Source organism: Capnocytophaga sp. oral taxon 380 str. F0488 (assembly GCF_000318255.2).
Lineage (GTDB): Bacteria > Bacteroidota > Bacteroidia > Flavobacteriales > Flavobacteriaceae > Capnocytophaga > Capnocytophaga ochracea.
Map to the genome: position 1 here is coordinate 31,479 of NZ_KB291222.1, position 7,096 is coordinate 38,574.

The window sequence follows — 7,096 nt, forward strand, 5'->3', positions numbered from 1 at the left end:
CCTCTCTTACAGCTCATTTTTTACCTTTTACCTCAACACACTCTTCCGTTCTTCTCCGTTTCCTTCCGAATACTCCTAACCGTCCCAATACATCGCTTTTTCATCTCAAACTTTGGCAAAGTTGAATAAACTGATGATATTTCCTCATTTCCTCATTTGCTAATTAGAACTCGTACTACCCTACTTCATCATAAAACTCCTCTCTAAGTTTTCACGGTGGTTAGGGTGCGCTATTGCAATCAATGCCTTAGCCCTTTCACATAAATTCTTACCAAAGAGCTCAGCCACACCATATTCAGTAACGATATACTGCACGTGAGCACGAGTGGTTACCACACCTGCCCCTTGTTTGAGAAAAGGCACAATCTTGCTCTCTCCTTTGTTTGTGGTCGAAGGAAACGCAATGATTGATTTACCTCCTTCACTAAGCATTGCACCTCTTACAAAGTCTATCTGTCCACCAAATCCTGAATAAATAGCCGTTCCAATAGAATCAGCACACACCTGTCCCGTAAGATCCACCTCTATTGCTGAATTGATAGATATCATTTTCGGGTTCTGACGTATCACCGACACCTCATTAGTGTACGAAGCTTCAGCTATTTCCACTGATGGATTTTTGTCAATAAAATCATACAACTCTTTTGTACCCATCACAAACGAAGCTATAATCTTGCCTTTGTCTATCTTCTTTTCATAACCATTAATCACACCTTTTTTCACCAAATCAAGCACTCCTTCTGTGAGCAGTTCTGTATGAATACCTAAGTTTTTTAGGTGTCCCATCTCTCCCAAAGTAGCATTAGGAATGTTTCCAATCCCCAATTGCAATGTACTACCGTCCTCAATAAGAGGTACAATATGTCGGGCTATTTGTTTTTCAATAGTATCAGGTTCTGTAAGATGCAATGAGAAGATAGGAGCATCGTGTTCCACTAAGAAGTCTATTTCATCAATATGTAGGAGAGCGTCACCATAAGTACGAGGCATTTGTTTGTTTACTTTTGCAATCACATATTTTGCATTGCGTATCGCCGATTTACAAGCCTCTACACTCACACCCATAGAACAAAAACCAAACTTATCAGGAGGCGATACTTGTATAAGCACTACATCTACTTTAACGTGCTTCCTATCAAATAATAAAGGCATATCACTTAAAAAAATAGGGGTATAGGAACCATTCCCATTTTTCATAATATCTCGCACATTCCTCGACAGAAAAAAAGAATTTACATAAAAACTATCCTTGTATTTAGGGTCAGCATAAGGGGCGTCTCCCTCAATGTGAATGTGCCCTATACTTACATTGCGTAGTTCTGATGCACGCTCTACAAGAGCATCTACAAGTATTTCAGGTACAGCAGCGCCTCCGTGAATATAAACAAAGTCACCACTCTTTACAACCTTTAAGGCTTCTTGAGCAGTCGTAATTTTTGCCATTTAAAATAATATTAGTTAATGGCTCAAAAGTACTACATTAAATCCAATTGGCAAAATAATTAGTAATATAATTTTTTTTAGTACCTTTGTCCCCAATTTTAAAAACGAAGTATTATGTATCCACCTGAATTGGTAAAACCAATGATAGAAGAACTAACAGCGGTTGGTTTTGAAGAATTAAAAACAGCTGAGGCTGTAAAAGAAGCACTGAAAAGAGCTGGTACTACCCTCGTGGTAGTAAACTCTGTATGCGGTTGTGCTGCCCGTAATGCGCGCCCTGCAGTAATCTACAGTTTGCAAAACGCTAAGAAACCCGACCATCTTACCACTGTTTTTGCTGGGGTCGATAGAGAGGCTACTGAAGAAGCTCGTAACTTTATGCTTCCTTTTCCTCCCTCCTCTCCTAGTATAGCTCTGTTTAAAGATGGTGAATTAGTGCATATGTTGGAACGCCATCATATCGAAGGTAGAATGGCTGAAGCTATCGCTGAAAATCTCCAACAAGCCTATAATGAATTTTGTTAATCAATTTTCATTTCTAAAAAATCCTTTTGTGATACAAAGATATCACAAAAGGATTTTTTTAATACTGATTAGGAATACGCTCTGCCCCTTCAATAATAAAGTCGGTTAAGCGTTGTAAGTAGATATTAATTTGCGGGTCAGTTACATTAAACAGCAATACAATTACCACTTGCTCATTTGGGTATACTGATAGCCAACCGTAACCTCCCACTCCCATTCCTGTGTGTCCAAAATAATCACGCCCATTCCAGTCTCGCTGGTTTTGCCAACATATACCATAACTCACCTCAGTATCATCAAAAGTACATTGCTTTTTTAGCATCTCGTTTTCTATAGGCTGAGAAAGAAAATTATGGCGCTCTATAGCAATTCCCATTTTAGCAATATCGTTAGAAGTAGAAAGAAAGCCTCCTCCTGCCAGCTTAAAGTAGTTATTCACATCAGGGGCTTTGGTGAGTCCTCCTTTTTTAGACCTTGAATAAGGTGTAGCCTCATCTTTAATTATTTTCCCTCTATCAGGGAAAGTGCGCCACATATTCAAAGGCTTAAACACTTCCTCTTTAGCCACATTCTCAAACTTCTCATTCAAACACTTTTCTATAGCCAATGAAATCAAATTTATACCGTAGCTACTATACAAAAACTTTGTTCCTGGTGCCGACTGTAATATGTCATCTTTAAATAAATTCACTCCCTGTTCAATACTGTAAGCTTTATTTAAAGTATATTCATTAGCCCTATAAGTGCGTATGCCTGCTAAGTGTCCTGCAAGCTGTTTCACAGTAAAATCAAAAGGCTTTTGCGGGTAATCAGGTATATATTCATAAATTGAAGTATTCCAGTCAAACTTCTTTTGCTCTTGCAGTCTAGCCAGTACCATTCCTGTAATAGCTTTCGACATACTCGCTACCCTAAATAGCGTATTCTTAGGGTCAATAGTTGTCTTTTTGGTAATATCAGCATATCCATAACCTCTTTGCCATATTATTTTCCCTTGTTTGGCTACAGTTACAGAGGCTCCTGGTATAATTTGTTCTTGTATTAGGTATTGTAATATTTTCTCAGCTTCAGTACGTGCATCGTCAAACGAGATTACTTCAGAAGGATTTCTTTTAAATACATCTACATCTTGAAGCTTCTTTTGTGCAAATAATGAATTAAAAAATGAAATAATAGTGCTAAACAAAACAATAAGTATTAGTTTTTTCATAAATTATTAACAAATGCTATTTTTTCATTATTTCAGCTACCTTCTCCCCTATTTTAGCAGGCGAATCTACTACGTGAACACCACATTCGCGTAAAATACGTTTTTTAGCTTCAGCAGTATCATCAGCACCTCCTACTATAGCCCCGGCGTGTCCCATTGTTCTTCCTTTAGGGGCTGTTTCACCTGCTATAAAACTAACTACTGGTTTTTTATTGCCATTGGCTTTTATCCATCGGGCTGCTTCTGGCTCTAACTGTCCACCTATTTCACCTATCATCACAATACAATGAGTCTCTGGGTCATTCATCAATAATTCTACAGCCTCCTTAGTAGTAGTACCAATAATAGGGTCTCCTCCAATACCAATAGCTGTGGTAATCCCTAATCCTTGTCTTACAATTTGGTCAGCTGCCTCATAGGTAAGTGTCCCTGATTTCGAAACTATCCCCACGTGTCCTTTCTTAAAGATAAAACCTGGCATAATACCTACTTTTGCTTCTTCAGGCGTAATCACTCCCGGACAGTTAGGACCTACCAAGCGGCAATCTCTATTCTTTATGTAGGCTGCTACTTTCACCATATCAGCTATCGGAATCCCTTCTGTAATAGTAATAATTACTTTTATCCCTGCATCAGCAGCTTCCATAATAGCATCAGCAGCAAAAGCGGGTGGTACAAAAATAATAGATACATCAGCTCCTGTTGCCTTCACAGCATCAGCTACCGTGTTAAACACTGGCTTCCCTAAATGTGTTTGCCCTCCTTTATTAGGGGTAATTCCTCCTACCACATTAGTGCCATATGCAATCATTTGTTCAGCGTGAAAAGTACCTTCGCTTCCTGTGAAACCTTGTACTATTACTTTTGAATTCTTATTAACTAATACACTCATTGCAATTATTTTTTTTGTTTTCTTATAGCAAAGATAAATAAGATTTCTATACTTTCAAAATCTTTCGTAAAGAAATCGATTATTATTTTACCTTCTTCTTTTTATTACATTAATTATCAATCTATTGCATTATTACTTTTTTCATCTATTCCTATAACAAAAAAGGGCTACCCTCATAGGCAACCCTTTTGTAATATGCTGTCCTGAACACTCGTTATGCGAGCATTGTTACAGGATTCTCAATATAAGCTTTGAGTGTTTGTAAGAATTGAGCTCCAGTAGCCCCGTCGATAGTACGGTGGTCGCAAGCAAGAGTTACTTGCATAGTGTGACCTACTACTATTTGTCCGTTTTTCACTACAGGTTTCTCAACAATAGCTCCTACTGAAAGAATAGCAGAGTTAGGCTGATTGATGATAGAAGTAAATACATCTACCCCAAACATACCCAAGTTTGACACGGTGAAAGTGCTTCCTTCCATTTCGGCAGGAGTAAGTTTCTTGTTGCGTGCCTTACCAGCCAAGTCTTTTACCAAGGCGCCTATTTGAGTAAGCGTTAAAGTATCCGTAAACTTGATAACAGGCACTACCAAGCCATCTTCAATAGCTACAGCCACCCCTACATTCACGTGTTTGTTGTAAAGGGTTGTATCACCTTTCCAAGAAGTATTTACTTGAGGGTGTTTTTTAAGTGCCATTGCGCAGGCTTTCACTACCATATCGTTGAAAGATATTTTGGTGTCTGGCAAATTGTTGATTTGAGCGCGAGATTCCATTGCGTTATCCATATCAATTTCTATTGCCAAATAGTAGTGAGGTGCAGTGAATTTAGACTCTGCCAAACGTTTCGCAATCGTTTTGCGCATTTGTGAGTTTTTCACCTCTTCAGTTACTTCCACTCCCACAGGAATTACAGTTGGGATAGCTGCGCTAGCGACGGTTGCAGGTGTAGCCGTAGTAGCCGTAGCAACCTTAGCACTTGGTGTAAAGTTTTCTACGTCTTTCTTCACAATACGTCCGTTTTCACCTGTTCCTTTCACCTCAGTAAGGTTAATACCTTTATCTTGTGCTATTTTCTTAGCCAAAGGAGAAGCAAATACGCGGTCGTTTGCATTAGCTACCGAAGTAGTAGCTGATGTGGCCGTTTCAGCCGGTTTGCTTTCAGCCTTGGGAGTTGCAGGAGCCGAAGTTGAAGCTCCACCAGCTTTTACAGCTGCCAAAACTGCGTTTACATCAGTACCCGCAGGGCCTATAATCGCCAATAATGAATCTACTGCTGCACTTTCTCCTTCTTTTAAACCTATATACAATAAAGTACCTGAATAAAATGATTCAAACTCCATTGTAGCCTTATCGGTTTCAATTTCAGCTAAGATATCACCTTCTTTTACAGTATCACCTACCTTTTTGAGCCAAGAAGCCACAGTACCTTCCGTCATTGTATCACTGAGTCGAGGCATTGTTACCACTTCTACTCCTGCTGGTATAGTAGCACCAGCAACAGGAGCCGTAGTTACCTCAGCAACAGGTTTTGCTTCTTCAGCTTTAGGAGCCGATGCTTGAGCTCCTCCAGCTATAAGTGCCGAAATATCTTCACCCTCTTTACCTATGATAGCCAATAAGGTATCTACTTTAGCACTTTCTCCTTCTTTTAAACCTATATACAATAAGGTTCCTGTATGGAATGATTCAAATTCCATCGTAGCTTTATCCGTCTCGATTTCTGCTAAGATATCGCCTTCATTTACTTTATCGCCTACTTTTTTAAGCCACTTTGCCACCACACCTTCTTCCATAGTGTCGCTCAAGCGTGGCATAGTAATAATTTCTGCCATTTATGTTGTTATATTTAATTAGTGTTTCCTTTTTTATTATAATCTACTGGGCAAGAAAGGGTAATTTTCTTGGTCGTAAACCACATCATACATAATATGTGTTTCTGGATAAGGTGATTCTTCTGCAAATTTCTCACACTCAGCCACACGTTCTTTCACACGTTCGTCGATAGCTTCTAACTCAGCATCGGTAGCATATTTCTTCTCTTTGATAACCGCAAGTACATTGGTGATTGGGTCTTGTTTTTTGTACTCTTCCACCTCTTCTTTAGTACGGTAGTGTTGCGCATCCGACATTGAGTGTCCACGATAACGATAAGTACGAATGTCAAGCAAAGTTGGTCCTTCTCCACGGCGAGCGCGTTCTACTGCTTCATACACCGCTTCGGCTACTGTTTCAGGGTGCATACCATCTACGGGTTGGCAAGGCATTTGGTAACCCAAACCAAGTTTCCAAATATCCACGTGGTTAGCAGTTCTTTCCACCGATGTACCCATTGCGTAGTGATTGTTTTCTACAATAAAAACCACAGGCAATTTCCACAACATAGCCATATTCATTGTTTCGTGAAAAGCTCCTTGACGCACCGCACCATCACCCATAAAGGTAAGTGTAACCGCCTCTCTATTGAAGTACTTATCGGCAAAAGCCAAACCAGCACCCAATGCAATCTGTCCTCCTACGATACCGTGACCACCATAGAAGTGATGTTCTTTCGAAAAGATGTGCATAGAGCCTCCTAAACCGTGAGAAGTACCTGTACCTTTACCGTACAATTCAGCCATAATACGTTTAGGGTCTACGCCCAAACCTATAGGGTGTACGTGGCAACGGTAAGAAGTAATCATTTTGTCTTTGGTAGGGTCAATAGCGTGCAAACAACCTGCAGCTACCGCTTCTTGACCGTTGTATAGGTGCAAGAACCCCCTTACTTTTTGTTGAATATAAACTGCAGCGAGTTTATCTTCAAATTTCCTCCAAAAAAGCATATCCTCGTACCATTTTAGGTACACTTCTTTATCAAATTTTTTCATTGGTTTTTGATGTATATAAAAGTCTATTAGTATTCTTACAATAGTATATTTTCTATTATGTTCCGCTATGAGTCCCTCTTAAATTGACTCTTCCTTCGTCTTTCCTTTATCTGCTCGTGCGGTTCGCACCGTCTTTTGTTCGTCTTTTGTTCGTCTT

General features: G+C 39.5%; 6 protein-coding genes. 1 reads left to right on the forward strand and 5 read right to left on the reverse strand.

The window, feature by feature from the left end; translation table 11 throughout:
- Positions 1 to 180 precede the first annotated feature (180 nt).
- Entirely contained in the window at positions 181 to 1,443 is a 1,263-nt protein-coding gene (locus HMPREF9078_RS08895) for an acetyl-CoA hydrolase/transferase family protein (protein ID WP_009417911.1), read from the reverse strand.
- 114 nt (positions 1,444 to 1,557) lie between these two features.
- Here HMPREF9078_RS08895 and HMPREF9078_RS08900 point away from each other — a divergent pair, with 114 nt between their 5' ends.
- The gene (locus tag HMPREF9078_RS08900; RefSeq protein ID WP_009418093.1) at positions 1,558 to 1,968 is read left to right on the forward strand and encodes a BrxA/BrxB family bacilliredoxin; all 411 of its coding nucleotides are present in this window, start codon (positions 1,558 to 1,560) and stop codon (positions 1,966 to 1,968) included.
- 58 nt (positions 1,969 to 2,026) lie between these two features.
- Here the strand turns inward: HMPREF9078_RS08900 and HMPREF9078_RS08905 are convergent, their stop codons facing one another.
- The 4 genes from HMPREF9078_RS08905 to pdhA form a co-directional block, all read right to left on the reverse strand.
- Entirely contained in the window at positions 2,027 to 3,178 is a 1,152-nt protein-coding gene (locus HMPREF9078_RS08905; protein WP_009420367.1) for a serine hydrolase, read from the reverse strand.
- 16 nt (positions 3,179 to 3,194) lie between these two features.
- On the reverse strand, positions 3,195 to 4,070 hold the full coding sequence (sucD, locus tag HMPREF9078_RS08910; protein ID WP_009420368.1) for a succinate--CoA ligase subunit alpha: 876 nt from the start codon (positions 4,068 to 4,070) through the stop codon (positions 3,195 to 3,197).
- A 214-nt stretch (positions 4,071 to 4,284) separates the two neighbouring features.
- Positions 4,285 to 5,904 (reverse strand): pyruvate dehydrogenase complex dihydrolipoamide acetyltransferase, encoded by a 1,620-nt coding sequence (locus HMPREF9078_RS08915; protein ID WP_009420369.1) that lies wholly within the window; start codon positions 5,902 to 5,904, stop codon positions 4,285 to 4,287.
- 36 nt (positions 5,905 to 5,940) lie between these two features.
- The gene (gene pdhA / locus HMPREF9078_RS08920; protein ID WP_002672792.1) at positions 5,941 to 6,939 is read right to left on the reverse strand and encodes a pyruvate dehydrogenase (acetyl-transferring) E1 component subunit alpha; all 999 of its coding nucleotides are present in this window, start codon (positions 6,937 to 6,939) and stop codon (positions 5,941 to 5,943) included.
- Between the last annotated feature and the right edge of the window lie 157 nt (positions 6,940 to 7,096).

Excerpts from the sequence above, each read along its gene's own strand:
- HMPREF9078_RS08895 (WP_009417911.1), bottom strand. The coding sequence starts at position 1,443 with ATGGCAAAAATTACGACTGCTCAAGAAGCCTTAAAGGTTGTAAAGAGT.
- HMPREF9078_RS08900 (WP_009418093.1), top strand. The coding sequence starts at position 1,558 with ATGTATCCACCTGAATTGGTAAAACCAATGATAGAAGAACTAACAGCG.
- HMPREF9078_RS08905 (WP_009420367.1), bottom strand. The coding sequence starts at position 3,178 with ATGAAAAAACTAATACTTATTGTTTTGTTTAGCACTATTATTTCATTT.
- sucD (WP_009420368.1), bottom strand. The coding sequence starts at position 4,070 with ATGAGTGTATTAGTTAATAAGAATTCAAAAGTAATAGTACAAGGTTTC.
- HMPREF9078_RS08915 (WP_009420369.1), bottom strand. The coding sequence starts at position 5,904 with ATGGCAGAAATTATTACTATGCCACGCTTGAGCGACACTATGGAAGAA.
- pdhA (WP_002672792.1), bottom strand. The coding sequence starts at position 6,939 with ATGAAAAAATTTGATAAAGAAGTGTACCTAAAATGGTACGAGGATATG.